The sequence below is a fragment of the Streptomyces sp. NPDC002701 genome (assembly GCF_042889045.1).
Classification (GTDB): Bacteria; Actinomycetota; Actinomycetes; order Streptomycetales; family Streptomycetaceae; genus Streptomyces.
In genome coordinates this window covers 24,796-47,017 of the sequence record NZ_JBIAQL010000002.1, presented here as the reverse complement: position 1 = coordinate 47,017, position 22,222 = coordinate 24,796, and the positions used below count along the sequence as shown (strand labels likewise).

Below are 22,222 nucleotides of genomic sequence, written 5' to 3'. Positions count from 1 at the left end.
GCCACCCCGGTGCTCGGGGCGCCCCGCCAGGGGCGCGGGGAACTGCGCGCCCAGCCACGACGAACCCGCACCCGACAGCCGGCAGCCGACCACTCACGGCCGAGCGCCGCGGCTATCGCGGCTACCGCTGATACCGCGCAAGCACCAGGTTCCCGTCCTTGACGAACCGCCGCCGCAGCTCCCCCAGCCCGATCGCCCCGCTGTAGTACTCCTGGAGCGCGGGAGTGGCCACCTTGTCCTTCCACTCCGGATACCCCCGCACGGACTGCGCCGGCGCCGACCGCAACTGCCCGGCCAGCGCCACCCCGGTGGCCCAGCCGTCCTTCTCGCCCCGCAGCGCCGGATCCGCCAGCGCCGCACTCCCCGTGGGCAGCATCCAGTCGCCGAGAGCCAGCCGCACCATGTTCCGCGGCCGCAGCAGGAAGTCGATGAACGCCGCGGCCTCCTCCTTGTGCGGACTGTCCTCGGCCACGGACAAGGTCTGCGGACTCACCCCTTGAGTGAGCCCGTCCGCCCCCGCGGGGGCCGGCAGCACCCGCCACTCGAACCCCTCCGGCGCCTGCTGCACGATCTGCTGCCGATAGGAGAACCCGAGCGGCACCATCGCGTACTTGCCGCCGAAGAACCCGGGAAGCGTGTCGGACCCACCGCTGCCGAGCGTCGAACCCGACGCGCTGCCGTCGGTGTTGACCTGGTCGTGGATGGTCCGCGGCACCACGGCGTCCCCCTCCTCGAACTGCACCCGCACCTTCCCGTCGGCTCCCCGGTGGAACAGCTGCCCGCCGGTCGAGAGCGACAGGTTGAGCGTGGCAGAGACCGGCTCCTTGAGCGGCCAGGCCACCCCGTACCTCCCGTCCCCGTCCCCGCCGGCGCCGAGTTCGTCGGTGATGCGCCGGAACTCGTCCCAGCTCCACGGCTTGCCGGTGGTGGGGATCCGTACGCCGGACTCGTCGAGCCACTTCGCGTTGGCGATCAGGACGCGCGGCTCCTGGAGGAACGGCACGCCGTAGACGCCGTCCCCGAAGGTCGTCGTCTCCCAGCTCCGCCGCGGGATGTCGGACGTCAGCCGCTCGGACAGCAGGCCCCGCAGATCCGCGAGGTACCCGCCGTACGCGAAGTCCGCCAGGTCGTCCGAGGCGTCGTGGATGATGTCCGGCGCCTCACCGCCCTCGAAGGACGTGAGCAACTGGTCGTGGACGCTGTCCCAGGAGCCCTGTACGTACTCGACCTCGACGTCGGGATGCGCGGCGTTCCACTCCCGTACGAGTTCCTTGTTGACGTCGACGGACTCCTCCTGCCAGGCCAGGGACTGGAACCGGAGCGTGATCCGCCCGTCCGCGCCGCCGTCCCCGTCCCCGTCGCCGGAACAGCCGGAACTCCCGCCGAGCAGCAGCCCCGCGACCACCAGGGCGAGCCACCTCGTACGCGTCCTCGTACGCGTCCGCATCCACCCACGCACCCCCATCAGCTCTTCACCGCCCCGGCGAGCATCCCGCCCGTGATCCGTTTCTGGATGAGCGCGAAGACGACCAGCGACGGAAGGGTCGCCAGGAACGCCGCCGCGGCGAGCGGCCCGAGGTCCGCCACGCCCTCCGCGCCGAGGAAGTGGGTGAGGACGACGGGCAAGGTCTGCTTCTCCGGGGTCTTGAGCAGCACCAGCGCGAAGAAGAACTCGTTCCACGCGCTGATGAACGCGAACAGTGCCGTGGCCACGATGCCCGGCGCCAGGAGCGGCGCGGTGACGGAGACCAGCGTCCGCACCTTGCCGGCGCCGTCGACCGCCGCGGCCTCCTCCAGCTCGGCGGGCACCGCGCGTACGTACCCCACGAGCATCCACAGCGCGAACGGCAGGGCCCACACCACGTACACCATGATCAGACCGGGTACGGAGTTGATCAGGCGCAGGTTCTTCAGGACGAGGAACAGCGGGATGATCACCAGCACGAACGGGAACGCCTGGCTGACCACCACCCAGCCGGTCGCCGCCTTCGCGAGCCGCGTGCGGTGCCGGGCCACGACGTACGCCATCGGGGTGGCGATCAGTACGGCGATCACGGCCGCCCCGAGCGCCGCCACCAGGGAGTTCGACGCCGCCTCCAGCAGCGGCTGTTCGTCGAACGCCTGCCGGAAGTTGTCGAGGGTCGGGTCGCGTGGCAGCCAGGTCGGGTGGAGGCTCCCCAGCTCGCGCGGCGGTTTGAAGGCGGTGGAGACCAGCCACAGGAACGGGAAGGCGAGGAACACCAGATACGCGAGGAGGGCCGCGTACTGGCCCGCGCGGGCCCCTCTGTTCGTCCTCACGCGTCCTCATCCCCCCGCAGCCGGCCGACCAGATGGAAGGCGAGGATCACCGAGATCACCGCGACCATCACACATCCCATCGCCGCCGCGTACCCGAACTGCCCGTAGCGGAAAGCCTCTTCGTAGGCGAACAGCATCGGCAGCCGGGTGCGGCCGCCCGGTCCGCCACTGGTCAGCACGTAGACCAGCGCGAACGAGTTGAAGTTCCAGATGAAGTTGAGCGCGGTGACGGCGAGCGCGACCGGTTTCAGGGCGGGCCAGGTGACCGTGCGAAAGCGGCGCCAGGCCCCGGCGCCGTCCATGGCCGCCGCCTCGTGCAGTTCGCGCGGGGTGTTCTGCAGTCCGGCGAGCAGGGCGACGGTCGTCTGGGGCATGCCCGCCCACACGCCGACGACGATCACCGCGGGCAGCGCGGTCGCCAGGCCCGACAGCCAGTCCCGTCCGTCGCCGAGGCCCAGGTCGCGGATCGTCTCGTTGAGGATGCCCGCGTCCGGGTTGTAGACGAGCCGCCACATGATGCCGACCACGACCTCGGGCATCGCCCACGGGATGATCGCCAGCGCCCGCGCCAGCCAGCGCAGCCGCAGTTCCTGGTTCAGCAGCAGGGCGAGCCCCAGTGCGAGCAGGAACTGCGGGACGGTCACCCCCACCGCCCACAGCAGCCCGATCCGGAACGAGTCCCAGAACAGCGTGTCGTGCAGCAGGTCCTGGAAGTTGAGGGTCCCGATCCACCGGGTGGGCTCGGTCCGGCCCGACTGCGCGTCGGTGAACGCCAGGGCGATGCCGTAGAGGAGCGGCCCGACACTGAGGACCAGGATCGGGATGAGCGCGGGCAGCACCAGGAACCAGGCACCGTGGTCGACGGGGCGGCTCGGCCCGCGGCCCTTCGATGCCGGTTCGGTGGACCGCTTCCTTGCGGTCGCCAATGTCACGTATGCGGCTCCTCTGAGCGGTTCGTGGGTATCTGGCCGTCCCGACGGCCCCCGTCATCGTGCTGAGCCGCCGACAGTGCGTCAAGACAGCACGCAGGTCCCGCTCACCACCCCCACGGGTTCCCACCAGTGCGGACGTGACACCGGGCGGCGGACGGCGTGATCCCGTGGTCCGGTGCCCGGGGCAGAATGGCGTGCGATGCCGTACGCGAGAACTGCGGGAGCCGAGGGCTTCACGGGAGGCGAGTGATGGACGAGGCACAGGCGCGGGACGTACTCGCCGGGACGGACATCGGCGCGGCCGGCCGGGACGCGGTGCTGCTCGCCCTCGGTGAGAACGCCGTGTTCGCCGCCGGTGACCTGGTGGTCAAGGTGGGCCGCGACACCGAACTGCTCGACCGGGCGCGGCGGGAGGTGGCCGTCGCGCTCTGGCTCGCCGAGGCGGGCGTCCCCGCGGTGCGGCCCGCCGAGCCGGCGGCCCGGCTCGTGGCCGGTCACCCGGTGACGCTGTGGCACCGGCTGTCCGAGCCCGTGCGCCCCGCCGAGCCGCGCGACCTGGCCGGACTGCTGAGGGTGGTGCACGCCCTGCCCGCCCCCGGCTTCGCGCTGCCGCGCCGTGAACTGCTGGGCGGGGTGGAGCGGTGGCTGCGGCTCGCGGGTGACGTGATCGACCCGGCGGACGCGGCGTTCCTGCGGGACCGGCGGGACGGTTTCGCCGCGGCGGCCGCCACGCTCGTACCGCGGCTGTCGCCCGGCCCGATCCACGGGGACGCGCTGCCCCGCAACGTGCACGTCGGCCCCGACGGGCCCGTCCTGGTCGACCTGGAGACGTTCTCCGCCGACCTGCGCGAGCACGACCTGGTCGTGATGGCCCTGTCCCGCGACCGGTACGGCCTGTCCGCCGAGGCGTACGACACGTTCACCGGCACGTACGGCTGGGATGTGTGCGAGTGGGAGGGCTGCGGTGTGCTGCGCGGGGCGCGCGAGACGGCCAGTTGCGCCTGGGTGGCGCAGCACGCGCCGAGCAACCCGAAGGCGCTGATGGAGTTCGAGCGTCGGGTGGCGTCCCTGCGGGACGGCGACGAGACGGTCCGCTGGTACCCGTTCTGAGCCGGTCCGCCGGCGCCCGTCCTGCGCGGTCCACCGCGCGTCCGGTGTGTCGTCCGCGGGTGCGTCGCGGCTGGTCGCGCAGTTCCCCGCGCCCCTTTCGGGGCGCTGCTCGGCCGGGGTGGACTCAGCTCCGGCCGCGGATCGTTGCGGCCGCTCGGTGCAGTTCTGTCAGCACGGTGCGTACCGCTCCGCGGGCGGTGCGTTCCGGGCGGTGCAGGGCGTCGATGTGGCGGCGGGCCCGGACGCCGCTGAGCGGTCTGAGGACCAGCGCGGGGTGCGGGCGCATCGTCCAGCGGGGCATCAGGGCGAGGCCCCCGCCGGCCGCGACGGCCTCGGCGACCACCGCGAACTCGTTGATGCGGTGGGCGAGCCGCAGCGGACGGCCCGCGGCCGTGGCGATCGCGTCGATGGTGGCCACCACCGGGAAGCCGTCGTGCGCCGTGATCCAGGGCTGGTCCGCCACGTCGCGCGGGGTGAGCCGTCGCTCGGCCGCGAGCGGGTGGCCGGCGGGCATGGCCACGTCGAGCGGTTCGCGCAGCAGCGTCGTGGCGGTGACGGTCCGCGGCCAGCCGGGAGTGTGTTCGAGCCGGTGGGCCAGCACGAGGTCGTACTCCCTGGTCAGCGGCGGGAAGTCGTCCTGCGTCACGTCCGCGTCGGCGAGGGACAGACGGGGTCCGTCCGGCCCGGCGAGTGCCCGCAGCAGCAGCGGGAAGAACGCCGATGCCGCGCTGTGGAAGGCCGCCACCGACACCTCGCCGTCCGGCCGGTCGACGAACTCCGCGACGGTGTGCCGCGCGCGCTCCAGCGCCGTCTCCACCTCGATCGCCGCTCCCGCCAGGGCCTGTCCCGCGTCCGTCAGGGCCAGCCGCCGCCCCTGGCGCTCGGTGAGCGGCACCGGGATCGCCCGCTGCAGCAGCCGCAGTTGCTGGGAGATCGCGGAGGGGGTGACCAGCAGCGCCTCGGCGACCGCCGTGACGCTGCCCAGTTCACCCAGCTCGCGCAGGATTCTGAGCTGCCGTTCGTCCATGCCCCGGACCTCCTCCCGATGTAGTGATGCTAAAGGATCGTTTAAGAAGTTGGCTCTGGGCTTCAGAGAGGTGACCGGGCAGGGTGAGCGCGTGCCCGATGCCCGCCGTACCGACGCGGTACTCCTCCTGGTCGCCCTCGTCTGGGGTTCCAGCTATCTCTCCGCCCAGACGGCGACCGCCGTACTGCCCGTCCTGGTGGTGCTCTTCGCGCGGTACGCCCTGTCCGCGCTCGCCTGTCTCGGCCTGGTCGCCGCCGACCGCCGGTCGGGACCGTGGACCCGCGACGAGATCCGCATCGGTCTCCCCCTGGGGGTCACCCAGGCGGCCGTCCTGGTCGTGGAGACCTACGGCGTCGCGCACACGAGCGCCGCCAACGCGGGCCTCATCATCAGTCTGACCATCGTCATCACCCCTCTCCTGGACCGCCGCGGCCGGGGCGGCGGCCTTCCCCCGGCCTTCTACGCGGCCGCCGGTGTGTGCCTGCTGGCCGTCGGTCTCCTCATGTCGGGCAACGGCTTCCACGCGCCCCGCCTCGGTGACCTGCTGATGCTCGGTGCCGCGGTGATCCGCGCGGGGCACGTCGCGCTGGTCGGCCGGCTGACCGCGGGCCGCGCGGTCAGGCCGCTGCGGCTGACCACCGTGCAGACCCTCGTCGGTACGGGCCTGTTCCTCCTTCCCGCCGCCGGCGACCTGCCCTCCCTCGTCCACGTGGGCGCGGCGGGCTGGGCCCAGCTCCTCTACCTCGCCCTGTTCTGCAGCGTGTTCGCGTTCCTCGCGCAGACCTGGGCCGTCCAGCGCACCTCGGCCAGCCGGGCCAGCCTCCTCCTGGGCACCGAACCGATCTGGGCGGCGGCGGTGGCCATCACCCTGGCGGGCGATCACTTCACCCCGCTGACCGGCCTGGGCGCGGTCCTGATGCTGACCGGGACGTACTGGGGCCAGGCAGTCGAACGCGCCCACCGCACCGGCGCCGCGCGCAGGGGCGCCCCGTCAGTGGTGCATGGAACGGCGCGACCGGCCACGACGGACCCACAGACGAGACCCGAGCCCTGGAAGGACCCCGCATGTCCCACCACACCACCCACCGCGACGACGCCACCACCCACGACACCCACGACACCTACGACCGTCTGATCGCTCTCCTGGACACCGCCGCCGTCCCCTACGAACTCCTGGACCACGCGCCGGAAGGAGTCACCGAGACGGTCTGCGCGCTGCGCGGCAACGCCCTGTCCGAGGCGGCGAAGTGCATCGTCCTGCGCGTCAAGGTGGACAGGAGGACGACCCGCAACGTCCTCGCGGTCGTCCCCGGGGACCGCCGCGTGGACCTGGACGCGGTCAAGGCCCTCTACTCGGCCCGCTACGCCGGCTTCAGCGACGCGGCCACCGCGGAGCGGCTCGCCCGCTCGGTGCCGGGCACCGTCCTCCCGTTCAGCTTCGACCCGGACCTGGAGGTCGTCGCGGACCCGGACGTCGTCACCCAACCGCGCCTCTACTTCAACGCGGCCCGCCTCGACCGCTCCCTGGTCATGTCCGGCGCCGACTACGCCCGGCTGGCCACTCCCCGCATCGAGCGCATCGCGTCCCCCGCCGCCACCTGACGCGGGCCCGGTCGCGGAGGACGGCCGCCGTCAGACCCGTTCGTCCGCCAGGTCCCGCACCGGCCAGGTCCCGTCGACGACGGCCTCCGCGTCCCCCTTGCGGCGCAGGAAGCTCTGGAAGTCGGCGGCCCATTGCGCGTACCACTCGATCTGGCGGCGGTGCAGGTCCGCCGGGCCGAGGCCGGCCACCTTGGGGTGGCGGACGGCTATCGCGGTGGCCAGCCGGGCGGCGGCCAGCGCGTCGGCGGAGGCGTCGTGGGCGGAGTCCAGCCGGACCCCGTACTCCGTGCAGACCGCCTCCAGATTCCGCTTGCCACGGCGGTAGCGGTCCACCGAGCGGTCGATCGTGTACGGGTCGATGACCGGCGCCGGGTCGAGCCCGCCGAGCCGCTCGCGCAGTGACGGCAGCCCGTACCGCAGCAGTTCGGCGGAGAGCAGGGTCAGGTCGAAGGCGGCGTTGTACGCCACGACCGGGACGCCCGACTGCCAGTACGAGACGAGCACCGAGGCGATCGCGTCGGCCACCTGATCGGCCGGCCTGCCCTCGGCCGCGGCTCTTTCGTTGCTGATCCCGTGCACCGCGACCGCGTCCGCCGGGATCTCGACCCCCGGGTCGGCGAGCCACTCCCGGTGCCCGGCCGGCTCTCCGCCCCTGACCTCTATCACCGCCCCGGTGACGATGCGCGCCTCGCGCGGATCGGTCCCGGTCGTCTCCAGGTCGAAGCCGATCAGCAGCTCCCCGTGCCAACCCATGCCGGCCCCCTTCTTCGTGGTGCTTTCCCCCAGTGACCACCACGATCCCACGGGCCACTGACAATCCGAGGAGCGCGTTCCGCTTACCGGGCACCGGGGCCGCCGGGGGAACAGGACCCGTCAGGACACAGGCCGCGAATCCGCCCAGGCCACCTCGAACTCCTCGCGGTACGTCCCGAAGAGGCCGTCCTCGCCCGCCTCGTCCGGCTTCAGCACGCGCCCCCCGCCGCGCAGCACGAGTACCGGGGCCTCCATGCCGCGGGTGCGGCGCAGGTACGACTGCACGACGGCGACGCCGTCCGACCCGTCCCCGTCGACGAGGTACGCCGTGAAGCGGGGCGTCTCGTCGTAGACCTGGATCTCGAAGGCGCCGGGGTCGCGCAGCCGGGCCCTGACCCGGCGCATGTGCATGATGTTCATCTCGACGGAGCGGCTCAACTCGCCGCGTTTGATGCCCAGTTCGCGCTCACGCCGTTTCACCGCGCTGGAGGCGGGATTCAGGAACAGCAGCCGCGCCCGGCAGCCGGACTCGGCCAGCCGCACGAGCCGCCGTCCCGAGAAGTTCTGCACGAGGAGGTTCAGGCCGATCCCGATCACGTCGAGGCGGCGGGCCCCGCCGAAGAGGTCCTCGGCGGGGAACTGCCGCAGCAGCCGCACCCGGTCCGAGTGCACGGCCACCACGTCCGCGTACCGGTCGCCGACCAGGTTCTCGACGGCGTCGACGGGCAGCCGGCGGGCGGACGGCACGTCGCTGCCCGCGCCGAGGATCTCCAGGAGCTTCGCGGAGGCGCGCTCGGCCTGGGCCAGGACGGCCTCGGACAGGGCCCTGTTCCGCGAGACGACGTTGCGGGTGACCTCCAGCTCGTCCAGGGCGAGTTCGACGTCCCGGCGTTCGTCGAAGTACGGCTCGAAGCACGGCCAGTGCTGCACCATCAGCTCGCGCAGCTGCGGCAGCGTGAGGAAGCTCAGGACGTTGTCGTCGGCCGGGTCGAGCAGGTAGCCCTTGCGGCGGCTGACCTCGCGGACGGCGACAGCGCGCTGGACCCACTCCTGCCCGGCGGGTCCGGCGGCGGCGACCACCCAGTCGTCGTCACCGTGCACGGGTTCGTAGATCGGACGCAGAACAGCGGCCACGACCGCGCGCAGCCGCTGTTCCACGAGGTTCAGCCAGATGTAGGCACGTCCGGCCCGCTGGGCGCGCGTACGCACCTCACGCCAGGCGTCGGCGTCCCAGTCCAGCTCCGCTCCGATCTCCATCGGACGGGCCAGGGACACCGCTCCGGGTGGGGCATCTGCGGAGCTCCCCTCGTGACCGCCGTCACCAGGGGGCAGCTCCAGCCCTCCGGACCCCACCCGCACACCGCCTTCCGCTCCCCCGAGCACTCCCCCAGCCAACGATCAAGGAAGGGTACTCCGGGAGCGGCGGACGGTGCAGCCGGATGGACAGGTCACTTCTCAACTACCGTTTTGCGGGCGTCCGTTCTGGTCGGCCAGCTCCGGCGGAGTGAGCGGATTCATAGCGGTGACGTCCCGCGGGGCGAGCTGGAAGCCCTGCCAGTGGACCGGCATCGGCTGCTGGTCCTCGTCCCGGGCGACGTGGTGGAAACCGATGTTCACCCAGCCCACGGGGTGGGTGAGGGTCTGTCCGTTGACCCACTTGTCGACGGACTTACCGGCTCCGGTACCGCAGTTGCGGATGTTGTGGCTGGCGAACTGTTCGCACTTCTTGTACTCGGTGAAGTAGATGTCGTGCTTGGTGTAGCCACGCCCCGGGTACTTGGAGGTGGCGCCGGGGACGACCTCGTACGAGCGGGCGTGCTCGTCCTTGTTCTTGCCGGTCGTGCTGACCACGCGCCACCAGCGCATGTTCTTGGCGTCGCCCGCGAGTTCCTTGGTGATCTTCGTGCGGGTGGTCTTGTTGCGCGGGGCCTCGCCGCCCTGGGCCGGCGGGCTGACCACGGAGTCGTACTGCTCGACCTTGTTCTTGGAGTTGCCGTCGAGACCGAAGTTGAGCCGCCAGAAGACGTTGTGGCTGTGGCTGGTGGCGTACCCCTTGGCGCCCTTGCCGATGGGCCAGCCGCGGCCGTCACCGGCGTCGTAGTCACCGGGCGAGAGGCTGCCGGTGGCGCCGACGTTCATGTTGATGGTGCCGTCGTCCTGGAAACGCCACTCGGTGATGTACTCGTACCAGCCGACCTGGTTGACGGTGTAGACGAGCAGGTCCTTGCCCTGCTGCTGGAAGACCTTGCTCGCCGAGTCCCCCTGCATGCGGTAGGCGTGGCCGCGCGAGCGGGTGGTGGCGCACAGGCCCTTGACGTTCGGGTGCTCCGGGTCCCAGGCGTCCGGGACCTTGACGGTCTTGATGGTGCCGCCCGGGCACTCGCCGGGGGCCATCTCCATCAGGCCCTGTCCGAAGCCGGCGCCCGTGAGGTCGTCGTACTCGACCGAGCCGTCGTCGTAGGGGACGTGGATCTGGGCGAGCTTCGCGCTCGTCAGGACCCGGATCGGCTTGGTCTCGCCCTTGGGCTGGTACGAGACGTTCTCCAGGACGAGCCCGGCCTCGCTCTCGTAGTGCCAGCACATCGTCCAGGTGGTGCCGGTGGCGAGCTTCTGCTCGATCTTGTACGCCGCGCTGCAGTCGGCGGCCGCCGCGGGAGCGTCCTTGCCCTGGGCGGCGGCCGGTCCCGCGGCCGTCGTGAGGCCGGCGACCAGGGCGGCCACCGAGAGGCCGACCGCCGTCCGTCCGCGGCCGGCTCCCCGCGGCCGGAGGCCGCCGAACGATTGAGGTTCGCGCATGAAGAATTGACTCCCTTGCACAAGCAGGAAAGTGGGAAAGGTGAAGTGGGGCCGACGAGGCCGACCGACATGCCGACGAGGGGAGGCCGGTGGACCGGGAAGACTCAGCCGACCTCGGCGACCTTGCGGGCGCTGAGGTCGACCACCAGGTCACGGCTGTCGATCCAGGGCCCGTTCCTGGCCTTCACGAAGAGCCGCAGGCAGCGGTGCTCGCCGCAGTCCTTCAGGGCGGCCGGCGTGCCGGGGTTCGCGCGGAAGACCATGCTGTTGAGCAGCAGCTGGTCGGGAGTGGTCAGCTCCTTGCCCGTCGCGTCCTTGTAGTCGGCCCGCAGGCCCGCGCCCAGCCGGTCGGCGATCAGCAGCTGCGCGGCCTCGACGGTCTCGGCGCGGCTGAGCGGCGGCTGGACGCCGTGCTGCGTGTCGGTCGCCTCGACCTTTCCGGTGTCGAGGTTCACGGTCTTCGTGACGAGCGAGTCGTCCTTGTAGTCGTAGAACGACACCTCGGCGCGGCGCGGCGCGCCCGGGTCGTCCAGTTCGTCCACCTCGGGTTCGGCGAGGTCGACGGTGATCCGCTGCGGCCCCTTGTCGCCCTCGACGTCCTGGCTGCTGCGGAAGAGCTGCCGGTCGAGGGCGAGCTTCGCGACACGCTCGGTCTCGTCGTCGGTGAGCGGGTCGCGCCCCGTGCCCTGCTCGCCCTCGGCCGGAGCCTGCTCGACGACCCCGGGCCGCACGGCGCCCTGCGCCTGCTCTCCCGCTTCACCGGCCCGGCCCGCCTGCCCCGCCTGCTGGGCGGCCTGTCCGGCGCCCTGGCCCGCGGAGTCGTCGGCGCCCGCCGAGCCCGGCAGGGTGATTCCGACCATCACGGCGGTCCCGGCGACCGCTATCGCCGCGCCCGCCACCACCTTGCCCAGATGACGGTGCACTATTGTGCGCACATTTCCCCCTACTTCCCCTGTATTCCTAGGAGTCGATCGAGTCACACCGGTTCGGCATACCGCGTATGCACTGGTCGACCGGTAAGAGGGAGGTAAGTCATAGGTGGTTCCATGAGTTTCGGGGACACTCGGGCAGGAGTCGCCCTCCGCGGCGTCGCACAACTGGAAGAGTTGCATCCATGCAGGTCTGGCCTGGACAGGCGTACCCACTCGGTGCCACGTACGACGGCGCCGGCACGAATTTCGCGGTCTTCTCGGAGGCCGCGGACCGGATCGAGCTGTGTCTTCTCCACGACGACGGCTCCGAGACTGCGATAGAGCTGCGCGAAACCGACGCGTTCGTGCGGCACGCGTACCTGCCCGGCATCATGCCGGGCCAGCGGTACGGGTTCCGTGTGCACGGTCCCTACGAGCCGGAGCGGGGGCAGCGCTGCAACTCCGCGAAGCTGCTCCTCGACCCCTACGCGAAGGCCATAAGCGGCAGCATCGAATGGGGCGAGGAGGTGTACGGCTACCACTTCGGGTCGCCCGACGAGCGCAACGACCTGGACTCGGCACCCCACACGATGAGTTCCGTGGTGGTCAACCCGTACTTCGACTGGGGCGACGACCGCCTCCCGCGTACGGAGTACCACCACACCGTGCTCTACGAGGCCCACGTCAAGGGCCTCACGATGCTGCACCCCGGGCTGCCGGAGGAACTGCGCGGCACCTACGCGGCGCTCGCCCATCCGGCCGTCATCGAACACCTGACCGAGCTTGGCGTCACGGCGCTCGAGCTGATGCCGGTCCACCAGTTCGTGAACGACCACCGGCTGGTCGACATGGGCCTCAACAACTACTGGGGCTACAACACGATCGGATTCTTCGCCCCGCACAACGCGTACGCGTCCTGGGGCGACCGCGGACAGCAGGTCCTGGAGTTCAAGTCGGCCGTCCGGGCGCTGCACGAGGCGGGTATCGAGGTCATCCTCGACGTGGTGTACAACCACACCGCCGAGGGCAACCACCTGGGCCCGACGCTGTCCTTCAAGGGGCTCGACAACGCCTCGTACTACCGGCTGACGGACGACCCCACCTACTACATGGACACCACGGGCACGGGGAACTCCCTGCTCATGCGGTCCCCGCACGTGCTCCAGCTGATCATGGACTCGCTGCGGTACTGGGTCACCGAGATGCACGTCGACGGGTTCCGCTTCGACCTGGCGGCGACCCTGGCCCGCCAGTTCCACGAGGTGGACCGCCTGTCGTCGTTCTTCGACCTGGTGCAGCAGGACCCGGTGGTCTCCCAGGTGAAGCTGATCGCCGAGCCCTGGGACGTCGGCGAGGGCGGCTACCAGGTGGGCAACTTCCCGCCGCTGTGGACGGAGTGGAACGGGAAGTACCGCGACACCGTACGGGACCTGTGGCGGGGCGAGCCGCAGACGCTCGCCGAGTTCGCGTCCCGGCTGACGGGGTCCTCGGACCTCTACCAGGACGACGGGCGGCGCCCGCTGGCCTCCATCAACTTCGTCACCTGCCACGACGGCTTCACGATGCACGACCTGGTGTCGTACAACGAGAAGCACAACGAGGCGAACGGCGAGGACAACAACGACGGCGAGAGCCACAACCGGTCGTGGAACTGCGGGGCCGAGGGCGAGACCGACGACCCGGAGGTCCTGGAGCTGCGGGCCCGCCAGCACCGCAACTTCACCGCGACCCTGCTGCTGTCGCAGGGCGTGCCCATGCTCAGCCACGGCGACGAGTTCGCGCGGACGCAGGGCGGCAACAACAACGCGTACTGCCAGGACACCGAGCTGTCCTGGGTGCCGTGGCCCGAGGACGGCAGCGAGCTGCTGGAGTTCACCCGCGCGATGGTGCGGCTGCGGCGTGAGCACCCGGTGTTCCGGCGGCGCCGGTTCTTCCACGGGCGGCCCGTGGAGGGCACCCGCGACGACCTGTCGGACATCGCCTGGTTCACCCCCGACGGCAAGGAGATGACCGACGACGACTGGGGTTCCACGCAGTCGCGGGCGCTGTCGGTGTTCCTCAACGGCAACGCCATCTCGGAGCCGGGCCCCCGCGGGGAGCGGATCACCGACGACTCGTTCCTGCTGCTGTTCAACGCCTCGCCGAAGACGCTGGACTTCGTGGTGCCGGTGGACCACGGGCGCCAGTGGCAGGTGATCGTCGACACGGGGCGGTCCGGCGGGGTTCCCGCCGGGACCGGGGAGAAGGTCGAGGCGGGCGGCAGCATCACCATGCTCGACCGAAGCATGGTGGTCCTGCAACGCCCGGCCTGACCACGGTCAAAAGATCGCGCAGTTCCCCGCGCCCCCAAAAAGGGGCGCGGGGAACTGCGCGATCAGCCCCCACCGGGCCGCAGCCGAAAACGACACCCCCGCGGAGCGAGTCGTGGACACGAAACGGCGCCGGCCGGGTACGTAAGTCCACATGAAACCTGCGCACCCCGGCCCCACCGCCACCTACCGCCTCCAGCTCCAGCCGGACTTCCCCTTCGCCGCGGCCGAGCAGGCGGTCCCCTACCTGGCCGGACTCGGCGTCTCCCACCTGCACCTGTCCCCCGTCCTGGAGGCCGTCCCCGGCTCGGGCCACGGCTACGACGTGGTCGACCCGGCGCGCGTACGGGAGGAGCTCGGCGGCGAGCAGGGCCTGCGGAAGCTCTCCGCCACCGCCCGCGACCACGGCCTCGGCCTCGTCGTGGACATCGTGCCGAACCACATGGCCATGTCCCCCCGCCACAACCGCCCTCTGTGGGAGGTGCTGCGCGAGGGCCCCGACTCGCCGTACGCCCGCTGGTTCGACATCGACTGGGAGGCCCAGGGCGGGCGCGTACTGCTGCCGGTGCTCGGCGGGCCCGTGGGCGCCGAGACGGGCGACCTCGTGGTCGACGGGGACGTCCTGCGCTACCACGACCACGCGTTCCCGCTGCGGGCCGGCACCGAGAAGCTGCCGCTGCCCGAACTGCTGGACGCCCAGTGGTACCGCCTCGCGTGGTGGCGCCTCGCCCGCACCGAGCTCAACTACCGCCGGTTCTTCAGCATCTCGGAGCTCATCGGGGTGCGCGTCGAGGACCCGGAGGTCTTCGACGCGACCCACGGCAAGATCATCCAGCTCCTCGACGAGGGGGTCGTCGACGGGCTGCGCATCGACCACCCGGACGGCCTCGCCGACCCGGACGCGTACCTGCGCCGTCTCAACGGGGCGACCGGCGGGCGCTGGACCGTGGTGGAGAAGATCCTCGCGGACGGCGAGCCGCTGCCCGCCGCCTGGCCCGTCGCGGGCACCACCGGCTACGACGCGCTGCGGCACGTGGACGGTGTTCTCACGGATCCGGCGGGCTTCGGGGAACTCCTCGGCCTGTACCGGCGGTTCGCGGCCCCCCAGGCCGACCGCGGGGGCGACTGGGAGGCGACCGTGCGGCGGGCCGCGTACAAGGTCGTCGAGCACGAGCTGGCCGCCGAGGTCGGCCGGCTGACGCGCGAGGCGGACCGGCTGTGCCGCACGTCCGCGGACCCCGTGCTGCGCGACCGGGCCCCCTGGGCCCTGCGCACCGCGCTGCGCGAGCTCCTCGTGCGCCTTGAGGTCTACCGGCCCTACACCTCGGGGGACGCCGCGTCGGTCGTCACCGAGGAGGCCGCCCGGGAGGCGAAGCGGGCCTTCAAGGTCCCCGAGGAGGCCCAGGCCGTCGACCTCGTGCGGGACCTGGTGCTGGGGCGCCTCGGCGAGGGTCCCGAGCACGCGGCGTTCCGAGCCCGGTTCGCGCAGCTCGCCTCCGCGCTGCGGGCCAAGTCCGTGGAGGACACCGCCTTCTACCGGTACGTACCGTTGCTGTCGGCGACGGAGGTGGGCGGCGAGCCGGGGGCGCCCGCCGTCTCCCCCGAGGACTTCCACGCGTACTGCACGCGCGTGCAGCGCGACTGGCCGGCGACCGGCACCGTCCTGTCCACGCACGACACGAAGCGCAGCGCCGACGTACGGGCCGCGATCTCCGTGCTCACCCAGGTGCCCGCCCGCTGGGCCGGGCTGCTCGCCGAAGTGACCGGGCGGACGGCCGCGGAGGGCGTGGCCGCGCCGGATCCGCAGGTGGCCTGGGCGGCGTGGCAGACCGCTGTCGGCCTCGGCCCCGCCGCCGGGGAGCGGCTCCAGGACGCACTCCTGAAGCACATCCGGGAGGCGGGCCTCACCACGGCGTGGACCGAGCAGGACCCCGCGTACGAGGAGGCCGTGGCGGCGTTCCTGAAGGCGGGCCCGTGCGGGACGCCGGGGCAGCTCGTCGCCGACTTCAGGAAAACGCTGGAGCCGTACGTGCGGGCGAACGTCCTCGGGGCCGCCCTGGCCCATCTGACGATGCCGGGCGTACCGGACCTCTACCAGGGCACGGAGTCCGAGTACCGGGCCCTGGTGGACCCGGACAACCGGCGGCCGGTGTCCTTCCCTCCCGAGAACCCGGACGCCCTGTCCGCCGAGAAGGCGGCGCTCACCTCGGCGGCGCTGCGGCTGCGGCGGCGGCGCCCGGAGGTCTTCGGCGAGTCCGCCGCCTACGAGCCGCTGCCCGCCCGGGGGGAGGGGGCCGCGCACTGCCTGGCGTTCGCGCGCTCCGGGGAGGTGATCACCGCCGTCACCCGGCTGCCGGCCCGCCTGGAGGAGGCCGGCGGCTGGCGCGGCACGGAGCTGCCGCTGCCCGCGGGGCGGTGGACCGACCTGCTCGCGCCCGGACGGGAGTTCACGGGGCACGCACGCGTGGAGGAACTGTTCGGGAGTTCGCCCGTGGCGCTGCTGGAGCGGGCGGACGGCTCCGCGCCGGGCGGCTGAGCGGCGGCGCCCGCATACCTGCGCGGGGCGCGCCGGCCGGCCGGGGCGGATCGCCGTCCCGGCCCGCCGGGGCGTGCTGCCGGGCGCTCCCCGCGGGCGCCCCCGCAGGTACTTGACAGTTCACCCAGTCCATGGAGTACTGCGGTTGCGACGCAGTGCGGACCAAGTCGGGGGTGAGTCTGCTGCCGGAGCTGCGCTACCCCACTGTCGGCGAACTGGTCCGCCGCGCCCGGGCCCTGGCGGCCCACCGGCCGGGCCTGTGCTCTCTCCGACAGGTCGGCACCTCGCGCGCTGGCCGCCCCCTGCACCTGTTGTCCGTGGGCCGTGCCCGGCACTCCGTGCTGGTCGTCGCGGGCGCCCACGCCAACGAGCCGACCGGCGGCTCCACCCTGCTGGCCCTGGCGGACCGGGTGCTGCGCGAGCGGTCGCTGCGGAGCGACACCTCCTGGCACTTCCTGCTGTGCGCGGACCCGGACGGGGCGGGCCTCCATGTGACGCCGGCCCCGCGCACCCTCCTCGACTACCACCTCGGCTTCTTCCGCCCCGCCGGGCCCGAGCAGCCCGAGTGGTCGCCCTCCGTGCTGCCGCCCGGCCGGCTGCCGCCCGAGACCCGCGCCCTCCTCCGGGTGATCGACGAGGTGCGCCCCTACCTCCAGGTGACGCTGCACGCCACCGATCTGGGCGGCAGCTGGGTGCAGCTCACGAAGGACGTCCCGGGGCTCGCCGAGCCGTTCGCCAAGTCCGCGGCGGAGCTGAACATCCCGGTGGAGACCGGCGCCTCGGACGCCGCGGGCTGGCCGGCCTCCGGGCCCGGGGTGCATGTGATGCCCCCGCCCGGCTCGGACCCGGCGTACCCCAGTACACCGGACGACGCCCGGCTGAGCACCTGGTACCGGGCCCACCGGTACGGCGGTCTGACCGCGGTCGTCGAGGTGCCGATGTGGGCCAGCGACCTGGTGGACGACCCCGCGCCGCACCCCGCGCCGGCGGCGGCGATGCGACGCCTGGCGCACCGGCTCCGCCAGGACGCGCGACAGGTCGACGACGTCCTCGCCGGGGCGCTGCCGCGGCTGACCGGGCCCGGGGGCCCGCTGCTGCGTGCCGCCAGATGGGCACTGGAGCTGGTCCCCGGTCTGGCGGACGACTGGGACCGGCCGCCGCCCGCGGGGACCACGAGGGCCCATGTGGTGAGTGTGGACGCGTTCGGCCGCCGGCTGCCGCTGCGCGCCGCGGCGATGCTCCTGCGGGTCCTGCGGGAGGCCGACGACCGGGCCGCGCCCCGGCTGGAGCGCCTGGTCGTGTCCTGGAGCGACGCCTTCGCCGACCGTTTCCGGGCGCGCTGGGTGCCGCTGGAGCACCAGGTCGAGCACCAGAGCCGCACGGTGGTGGCCGCGGCGCGGCACGCCCGGGACCGGGTGGGGTGAGAGCCCGGGCGGGTCAGTGCGGCAGCGCGAACACCGCCCCCGTGCGCGCCGCCATGACACAGGCGTTGGCGAACGTCTCCCGGTACGTGATCGGGCGGCCGTCCCACCGGCCGCGCGCGGAGGCGGACACCGGCGCGTGGACCATCGGGCAGTACGCCTCCTTGAGCGGGATCCGCCCGACCTCGCCGCGCGCGGCACGGAGTTCCCCGCAGGCGCGTTCGGCCTGCTCGTGTCCCTGGGGCGGGTCGCAGAGCAGGAGCGTGCCGCGGGTGCCACCGGAGCGGGTGTCGCCGCTGGTGACCGTCACGTAGAGCCAGTCGGCCGGGAGCGACTCCGGGAACGTCGTCGCCCGGGCCGGCACCGGCCCCGCCGCGAGGAGTGCGCAGGCGGCCAGCAGACAGGCCCGTACCGCCATGGTCGCTTTCTGGTGGTTCGTCATTTCCTGGTCATCGGCACGCGGGGCCCCCGGGCCCACCCCGGCTCACTCGAACGGCACTTCGGCCCTGATCGCGGGCGGGCCGGACGGACGTGTCCCGGGGCCGGGCGCGGGACCCCGGCCCCGGGCCAGGTCGAACGCGGCGAGCACCACCCGCGCCTGGTACTCGGCCTGCCGCGCGACCGGGATGAAGCGTGCCTCGTGGCCGTCGTGGAAGTCCGCACACCACGCGTCGATGAGCGGGTCGAGGACCGCCGCGGCGCCGTACGGATCCCGTCCGGCGGTCACGAGCTGGTGCAGCAGTCCCGCCGCGCGCAGCGCGAGCCGGCGGGCGCAGATGCGCAGCGCGGTCAGCCGGGCCGTGGTGAGCGGCGGCAGCGGGCGGGCGCCGCCGTGGCCGTCCGCGGGCGCGGCGGTGTCGGGGTCCCACGCGTCGGCGAGGCCGGGACAGACCAGCAGGTAGTCGTCGACGGGCGCCAGGAGACGGTCCACGTCCCGGGCCGGGCCCAGGTGGGGGCGGACCCGGGCCAGCAGGCCCTCGATGCGGGCCGTGTCGCCGCGCAGGGTCCGGGCGACGTCCCTCAGGGCCTCTTCGGGGTCGGCTGGCGGCGAGGGGTCCTGCACGGCCGCCACGCCCCACATGGGCGCCTCCACGACCGCGGTGACCGTTCCGTAGGGGTGCGGGTGGAACCAGGTGGACTCCACCGCGGCCTCCGTGAGGGCCGCGGCCAGGCCGCCGCGGCGCGGGGGCGGGATCCGGAAGACCGAGGGTCCGAGGGCGGGCCAGTACATCGTGTCGTACGGCCCGAGTTCCAGGGGGATGTCCGTGCGCGTCGCGATGTGCGCGAGGCGGGGCGCGAGGCCGGGCAGGTCCCGGGTGAGCTCGACGAAGCCGCCGCCCACGTCGACGCCGTGCAGGGAGCACTGGAAGAAGGGGCGCAGTTCGTCCTGGAGGGCGAGCAGGGCCCGGGTCTCCGGCAGGGCGGCCCGCGCGGCGCCGTCGGGCAGCCACTCCGGCTGCTCCGTGAAGCCGGGCCGGAAGAAGTGCCGGAAGTGGTGGCCGAGGGTGTACGGGCCGGGCAGCCAGCCCTCGTTGCGGCGGGAGCCGTCGGGGTCGAGGCACAGCAGGAGGTTCCAGGTGACGTCGGCGCCGTCGCACAGCCGGGGGTCGGCGAGGGCCCTCTCGGCGAGCCGCAGGACGGTGGCGCCGCCGACCGGCTCGTTGGCGTGCGGGCCCGCGACGACGAGGACCTGGCGGCTGCCGTGTCCGACGGACAGGAGCCGCAGCGGAAGTCCGGTCCGGGAGGTGCCCACCCGGCGCAGCCGGGCGTCCCGTGGGCGGCGCTGCACGAGGGCGGCGGCCCGGACGTCCAGTTCGTGGACGGACGGGTAGCGGAGGAGTGGCGGCAGGGTCTTACCTCCGCGACGGGTTACCACCGGTTCACTTGCTGTACATGTGTACGCACAGTGAGTCACGGCGACGGTGGTACGTCAACACCGGTGCACGAGGAAAGCCCGCACGGGCGCGGAGCCGGGCGGTGTCCGCGGAGTTCTGTCCGACCGTTTCCTTCGGTTCAGCCGCGGTCGGCGGCGAGCCGGAACGCCATCCGGCCGAAGCTGACCTGGTCGCCGACCTGGACGACGGCGGCGCTGATCACCCTGCGGCCGTTCACGGAGGTGCCGTTGGTCGAGCCGAGGTCGCGCAGTACCCACAGGCCGCCCTGCCGGGTGAGTTCGGCGTGCACCCGGGACACCGTCTCGTGACTGAGCCGCAGACCGCTGGCCGGATCGCGCCCTATGCGCAGCGGGTACGGGCTCTCCGGGCGGGGCAGCAGCAGCTTGGGGAGCCGCTCGGCCTGCCAGGCCCGGCGCAGCCGCACGGGGAATCCGGAGACGGCCTCGACCGTGCCGAACAGCATCCGGGACCAGCGGCCCTCGGTCCGCAGGTCGGCGGTGAGCGCGGCCAGCTCGTCCGAGGTCCGGGCGGCGAACGCCAGCTCCATCCGCGAGACGAACGTGTCGTGCGAGAGCCTGCCCAGGGCGGCGCCCTCCCGCAGCGCCTTCAGCGTCCTGTCCCGTTCGGCGTCCGACAGCCGCACGGGAGCGGGATAGGTGTGGAACTCGGAGGACGACGTCACGAAGCTGATTGTCTGGCAGCACGGCCGGAGTGTCCAGGAAACGCAGCACCTCAGCGGAGTGCGGACTTCGGGTCCGGCCGTTTCACCTCCCCCGATCGAGGGGATCCGAAGGTGGATTGATCTCGTTTGACGCACCATGGGACCGGGCGAGGTCACGGTGAGCAGACGAGGGAGAACCGTCCGTGCAGTTCGAGGTGTGGGCACCACAGGCCGACCGCATGACGCTCCACTGCGCGGACACCACGCGCGCGTTGGAGCCCGATCCCGAGCGCGTGGGGTGGTGGCGGGCAGCGGCCGAGGCACAGGACGGCACGCGGTACGGGTTCGCGGTGGACGACGGCCCGGTGCTGCCGGATCCGCGCTCGCGCCGGCAGCCGGACGGACCCGACGGGCTGAGCGCGGTCGTCGACCACGAGCGGTACGCGTGGCGGGCCGAGTGGGCGGGGCGCGGGCTGCCGGGCGCCGTGCTGTACGAGCTGCACGTGGGCACGTACACCCGCGAGGGCACGCTGGACGCGGCCGCCGAGCGGCTCGGGCATCTGGTGGAACTGGGCGTCACGCACGTCGAGTTGATGCCCCTGTGCCCGTTCCCCGGCCGGCACGGCTGGGGGTACGAGGGAGTGTCGCTGTGGGCCGTGCACGAACCGTACGGCGGCCCCGAGGCCCTGAAGCGCTTCGTCGACCGGGCGCACGAACTGGGCCTCGGTGTCGTCCTGGACGTCGTGCACAACCACCTGGGCCCGTCCGGCAACTACCTGCCCGCCTTCGGGCCCTACTTCACGGACACGCACCACACGCCGTGGGGTTCGGCCGTGAACCTGGACGCGCCCGGCTCGGACGAGGTGCGCGCCTTCCTGATCGGCAGCGCCCTGTCGTGGCTGCGCGACTACCGGATGGACGGGCTGCGCCTGGACGCGGTGCACGCGCTGTACGACACACGCGCGTGCCACTTCCTGGAGGAGCTGTCGGCCGCCGTGGACGCGCTCTCCGCGGAGGTGGACCGGCCGCTGTTCCTCGTCGCCGAGTCGGACCTCGGCGATCCGCGGCTGATCACACCCCGCAAGGAGAACGGGCTCGGGCTGCACGCGCAGTGGAACGACGACTTCCACCACGCCCTGCACACCGCACTGACCGGTGAGACGCAGGGCTACTACGCGGACTTCGGCCGCTCCCCGCTGGCCGCCGTCGCCAAGACACTGACGGCGGGCTACTTCCACGACGGCACGTACTCCAGCTTCCGGGGCCGGCGGCACGGCCGTCCCCTGGACGTCACGCGGGTCGCCGGGCACCGCCTGCTCGGCTACTCGCAGACCCACGACCAGATCGGCAACCGCGCCCTGGGCGACCGGCTGTCGGCCTCCCTGTCCCCCGGCCTGCTGGCGTGCGCGGCCGCGCTGACGCTCACGGGACCGTTCACGCCGATGCTGTTCATGGGTGAGGAGTGGGCGGCCGGCACGCCCTGGCAGTTCTTCACGGACCACACGGATCCCGAGCTGGCGGATGCCGTGCGGCGGGGCAGACGGCGGGAGTTCGGGGCACACGGATGGGCCGAGGACGACATCCCCGACCCGCAGGACCCCGCCACCCGTGACCGCTCCTGCCTCGACTGGTCGGAGCCGGCCGGCGGGATCCACGCGCGCGTGCTCGCCTGGTACCGCGAGCTCATCGCGCTGCGGCACGCCCAGCCCGACCTCACGGACCCCGATCTCGCGGACGTGAAGGTCGCCTTCGACGAGAACGCCCGCTGGCTCGCCTTCCGCCGCGGTGACGTCCGGGTGGCCGTGAACCTCGGCAAGGACCGCGCGGCGATCCCCCTGGGTGCCCGCCAGGCGCGCGTGCTGGCCGCCTGGGAGCCGGTGGAGCTCCCCGGCGAGGACGGACTGCTCGGGCTGCCGGGCGAGTCGTGCGTGGTGCTGTTGCAAGGGTGACGGGGGCTCCGCCGGGGATGTG

Annotated in this window: 18 protein-coding genes; 7 read left to right on the top strand and 11 right to left on the bottom strand. The window is 72.8% G+C overall.

Going from position 1 to position 22,222, the window contains the following annotated elements:
• Positions 1-121: 121 nt before the first annotated feature.
• The 3 genes from ACFYXC_RS04665 to ACFYXC_RS04655 are packed head-to-tail and all read right to left on the bottom strand — an operon-like array spanning position 122 to position 3,230.
• The gene (locus tag ACFYXC_RS04665) at positions 122-1,447 is read right to left on the bottom strand and encodes an ABC transporter substrate-binding protein (RefSeq protein ID WP_389546897.1); all 1,326 of its coding nucleotides are present in this window, start codon (positions 1,445-1,447) and stop codon (positions 122-124) included.
• A gap of 17 nt (positions 1,448-1,464) precedes the next feature.
• The gene (locus ACFYXC_RS04660; RefSeq protein ID WP_388907962.1) at positions 1,465-2,298 is read right to left on the bottom strand and encodes a carbohydrate ABC transporter permease; all 834 of its coding nucleotides are present in this window, start codon (positions 2,296-2,298) and stop codon (positions 1,465-1,467) included.
• The gene (locus ACFYXC_RS04655) at positions 2,295-3,230 is read right to left on the bottom strand and encodes a carbohydrate ABC transporter permease (protein ID WP_388907963.1); all 936 of its coding nucleotides are present in this window, start codon (positions 3,228-3,230) and stop codon (positions 2,295-2,297) included. The genes ACFYXC_RS04660 and ACFYXC_RS04655 overlap by 4 nt, the downstream gene beginning before the upstream one ends.
• Positions 3,231-3,479: 249 nt before the next feature.
• On the opposite strand from ACFYXC_RS04655, the gene ACFYXC_RS04650 reads away from it, so the two are divergent.
• Positions 3,480-4,340 carry a phosphotransferase enzyme family protein gene (locus ACFYXC_RS04650; RefSeq protein ID WP_389546892.1) on the top strand — a complete coding sequence of 287 codons (861 nt, stop codon included), beginning with the start codon at positions 3,480-3,482 and terminating at the stop codon, positions 4,338-4,340.
• Between the two features lie 124 nt (positions 4,341-4,464).
• Here the strand turns inward: ACFYXC_RS04650 and ACFYXC_RS04645 are convergent, their stop codons facing one another.
• Positions 4,465-5,367: a LysR family transcriptional regulator gene (locus ACFYXC_RS04645; protein ID WP_389546889.1), complete on the bottom strand. Its 903-nt coding sequence runs from the start codon at positions 5,365-5,367 to the stop codon at positions 4,465-4,467.
• 91 nt (positions 5,368-5,458) lie between these two features.
• Here ACFYXC_RS04645 and ACFYXC_RS04640 point away from each other — a divergent pair, with 91 nt between their 5' ends.
• Together ACFYXC_RS04640 and ACFYXC_RS04635 are read left to right on the top strand one after the other, a co-directional pair.
• Positions 5,459-6,502 (top strand): DMT family transporter, encoded by a 1,044-nt coding sequence (locus tag ACFYXC_RS04640; RefSeq protein WP_389546886.1) that lies wholly within the window; start codon positions 5,459-5,461, stop codon positions 6,500-6,502.
• On the top strand, positions 6,433-6,969 hold the full coding sequence (locus tag ACFYXC_RS04635) for a YbaK/EbsC family protein (protein WP_389546883.1): 537 nt from the start codon (positions 6,433-6,435) through the stop codon (positions 6,967-6,969). The genes ACFYXC_RS04640 and ACFYXC_RS04635 overlap by 70 nt, the downstream gene beginning before the upstream one ends.
• A 30-nt stretch (positions 6,970-6,999) precedes the next feature.
• Here the strand turns inward: ACFYXC_RS04635 and ACFYXC_RS04630 are convergent, their stop codons facing one another.
• The 4 genes from ACFYXC_RS04630 to ACFYXC_RS04615 form a co-directional block, all read right to left on the bottom strand.
• On the bottom strand, positions 7,000-7,722 hold the full coding sequence (locus ACFYXC_RS04630; RefSeq protein ID WP_389546880.1) for a 3'-5' exonuclease: 723 nt from the start codon (positions 7,720-7,722) through the stop codon (positions 7,000-7,002).
• A 120-nt stretch (positions 7,723-7,842) separates the two neighbouring features.
• Positions 7,843-9,075: an SAV2148 family HEPN domain-containing protein gene (locus tag ACFYXC_RS04625; protein ID WP_388907974.1), complete on the bottom strand. Its 1,233-nt coding sequence runs from the start codon at positions 9,073-9,075 to the stop codon at positions 7,843-7,845.
• A 102-nt stretch (positions 9,076-9,177) separates the two neighbouring features.
• On the bottom strand, positions 9,178-10,518 hold the full coding sequence (locus tag ACFYXC_RS04620; RefSeq protein ID WP_389546877.1) for a copper amine oxidase: 1,341 nt from the start codon (positions 10,516-10,518) through the stop codon (positions 9,178-9,180).
• A 104-nt stretch (positions 10,519-10,622) separates the two neighbouring features.
• The gene (locus ACFYXC_RS04615; protein ID WP_389546874.1) at positions 10,623-11,453 is read right to left on the bottom strand and encodes a Tat pathway signal sequence domain protein; all 831 of its coding nucleotides are present in this window, start codon (positions 11,451-11,453) and stop codon (positions 10,623-10,625) included.
• A gap of 179 nt (positions 11,454-11,632) precedes the next feature.
• Between ACFYXC_RS04615 and glgX the strand changes: the two genes are divergently transcribed.
• The 3 genes from glgX (at position 11,633) to ACFYXC_RS04600 (ending at position 17,698) form a co-directional block, all read left to right on the top strand.
• On the top strand, positions 11,633-13,741 hold the full coding sequence (gene glgX / locus ACFYXC_RS04610; protein WP_388907980.1) for a glycogen debranching protein GlgX: 2,109 nt from the start codon (positions 11,633-11,635) through the stop codon (positions 13,739-13,741).
• Positions 13,742-13,892: 151 nt separating this feature from the next.
• The gene (gene treY, locus ACFYXC_RS04605; RefSeq protein WP_389546869.1) at positions 13,893-16,274 is read left to right on the top strand and encodes a malto-oligosyltrehalose synthase; all 2,382 of its coding nucleotides are present in this window, start codon (positions 13,893-13,895) and stop codon (positions 16,272-16,274) included.
• Between the two features lie 173 nt (positions 16,275-16,447).
• Positions 16,448-17,698, top strand: coding sequence for a M14 family zinc carboxypeptidase (locus ACFYXC_RS04600; protein WP_389546866.1), 1,251 nt, complete (start codon positions 16,448-16,450; stop codon positions 17,696-17,698).
• Between the two features lie 13 nt (positions 17,699-17,711).
• Here ACFYXC_RS04600 and ACFYXC_RS04595 read toward each other — a convergent pair whose 3' ends face one another.
• The 3 genes from ACFYXC_RS04595 to ACFYXC_RS04585 all read right to left on the bottom strand — a co-directional run bounded on the left by ACFYXC_RS04595 (position 17,712) and on the right by ACFYXC_RS04585 (position 20,272).
• Positions 17,712-18,137, bottom strand: a complete 426-nt coding sequence (locus ACFYXC_RS04595) for an SSI family serine proteinase inhibitor (RefSeq protein WP_388907986.1) — start codon at positions 18,135-18,137, stop codon at positions 17,712-17,714.
• Positions 18,138-18,179: 42 nt separating this feature from the next.
• Entirely contained in the window at positions 18,180-19,571 is a 1,392-nt protein-coding gene (locus ACFYXC_RS04590) for a M14 family zinc carboxypeptidase (protein WP_388907988.1), read from the bottom strand.
• Between the two features lie 137 nt (positions 19,572-19,708).
• Positions 19,709-20,272 carry a DUF1707 and FHA domain-containing protein gene (locus ACFYXC_RS04585; RefSeq protein ID WP_389546862.1) on the bottom strand — a complete coding sequence of 188 codons (564 nt, stop codon included), beginning with the start codon at positions 20,270-20,272 and terminating at the stop codon, positions 19,709-19,711.
• A 182-nt stretch (positions 20,273-20,454) separates the two neighbouring features.
• On the opposite strand from ACFYXC_RS04585, the gene treZ reads away from it, so the two are divergent.
• Positions 20,455-22,200: a malto-oligosyltrehalose trehalohydrolase gene (treZ, locus tag ACFYXC_RS04580; protein ID WP_388907992.1), complete on the top strand. Its 1,746-nt coding sequence runs from the start codon at positions 20,455-20,457 to the stop codon at positions 22,198-22,200.
• Positions 22,201-22,222 lie beyond the last annotated feature (22 nt).

Bases quoted from the DNA above. Each gene is read 5' to 3' on its own strand.
- ACFYXC_RS04645 (WP_389546889.1), bottom strand. From the start codon at position 5,367: ATGGACGAACGGCAGCTCAGAATCCTGCGCGAGCTGGGTGAACTGGGC.
- treY (WP_389546869.1), top strand. From the start codon at position 13,893: ATGAAACCTGCGCACCCCGGCCCCACCGCCACCTACCGCCTCCAGCTC.
- ACFYXC_RS04650 (WP_389546892.1), top strand. From the start codon at position 3,480: ATGGACGAGGCACAGGCGCGGGACGTACTCGCCGGGACGGACATCGGC.
- ACFYXC_RS04665 (WP_389546897.1), bottom strand. From the start codon at position 1,447: ATGCGGACGCGTACGAGGACGCGTACGAGGTGGCTCGCCCTGGTGGTC.
- glgX (WP_388907980.1), top strand. From the start codon at position 11,633: ATGCAGGTCTGGCCTGGACAGGCGTACCCACTCGGTGCCACGTACGAC.
- ACFYXC_RS04635 (WP_389546883.1), top strand. From the start codon at position 6,433: ATGTCCCACCACACCACCCACCGCGACGACGCCACCACCCACGACACC.
- ACFYXC_RS04630 (WP_389546880.1), bottom strand. From the start codon at position 7,722: ATGGGTTGGCACGGGGAGCTGCTGATCGGCTTCGACCTGGAGACGACC.
- ACFYXC_RS04620 (WP_389546877.1), bottom strand. From the start codon at position 10,518: ATGCGCGAACCTCAATCGTTCGGCGGCCTCCGGCCGCGGGGAGCCGGC.
- ACFYXC_RS04595 (WP_388907986.1), bottom strand. From the start codon at position 18,137: ATGACGAACCACCAGAAAGCGACCATGGCGGTACGGGCCTGTCTGCTG.